Consider the following 1,160-nt stretch of genomic DNA (forward strand, 5'->3'; position numbering starts at 1 on the left):
CCGATCTACGTGATCCTGGACAACCTCTCCGCCCATAAGGGGACGAAGATCCGCGCCTGGGCGAAGAAGCACAAGGTCGAGCTGTGTTTCACTCCGACGAACGCCTCCTGGGCGAACCCCATCGAGGCGCACTTCGGACCCCTGCGGCAGTTCACCCTCGCCAACTCCCACCACCCCAACCACACCGTCCAGACACGCGAACTGCACCACTACCTGCGCTGGCGCAACGCCAACGCTCGGCACCCGGACATACTGGCCGCCCAGCGGCGCGAACGCGCCCGCGTCCGCAGCGAGCGGGGCATCCGCTGGGGCGGCCGACCACTCCCATCAGCAGCAGCCTGACCACCAAAGCGGTAGTTACCTGCGGTCACTGCCCCAAGTCGGCGCGGACGAGCCGGATTGCGGCTACTGGGTCCGCGGATCGAGTGACAGTCCGACCCACAACGATGTGTGACGCACCGGCGGCGATGGCAGCACGCGGTGTCCCGGGTCGGGCGTGCTCGCCTTGGGATTCACCGGGCAGCGTGACTCCCGGCGTGACGATCAGGGAGCTGGATCCCAGTACATCCCGAAGCTGCGCGGCTTCCTGCGGCGATGCGATCACGCCATGGCATCCAGCGCGATTCGCCAGCCGGGCCAGGCGCAGCACCTGCTCCTCGGTCGAGGCATTGACCCCGAGGTCAGCGAGATCGGAGCTGGTCATGCTGGTGACGACGGTCAGGGCCAGGATACGCAGGCGAGGAAAGTCTCGGGCCGCTGCGACAGCGGCGGCCATGATGTTGGTGCCTCCCATGCCGTGCACCGTCACCATCGACGCGCCCAGTGTCCCTGCCACACGGACCGCCCCGGCAACGGAGTTCGGGATCTCGAAGAGCTTCAGGTCCAGGAACACCTCATTGCCCTTGGCGACGAGGTACTTGATGAGATCAGGTCCGGCCGCCGAGAGCAGCTCCAGCCCGACCTTGTAGAAACGGCACTCATCACCCAGACGGTCAACGACCGCCTCAGCCGCTCGACGGCTGTCGAAATCCAAAGCAACGATGATCCGACTGGCTGACTCCACAGCGCCATTGTCACCCACCAGGCCGATCGGCCCACGGGCAGGTTGCCCCGACATCACCGACCGCCCACCCGGTGAACCTTCCCGGTCACAGCACTAG

The 1,160-nt window shown here is 66.3% G+C and carries 2 protein-coding genes; one reads left to right on the plus strand and one right to left on the minus strand.

Annotated elements, in window-relative coordinates:
• On the plus strand, positions 1–342 hold a 342-nt coding region (locus tag ACWD6R_RS40640), incomplete at its 5' end, for a transposase (RefSeq protein WP_451823355.1).
• A gap of 25 nt (positions 343–367) precedes the next feature.
• Here ACWD6R_RS40640 and pyrF read toward each other — a convergent pair.
• Positions 368–1,063 carry an orotidine-5'-phosphate decarboxylase gene (pyrF, locus tag ACWD6R_RS40645; RefSeq protein WP_451823356.1) on the minus strand — a complete coding sequence of 232 codons (696 nt, stop codon included), beginning with the start codon at positions 1,061–1,063 and terminating at the stop codon, positions 368–370.
• Between the last annotated feature and the right edge of the window lie 97 nt (positions 1,064–1,160).

It is taken from the genome of Streptomyces sp. NPDC005151 (genome assembly GCF_053599875.1).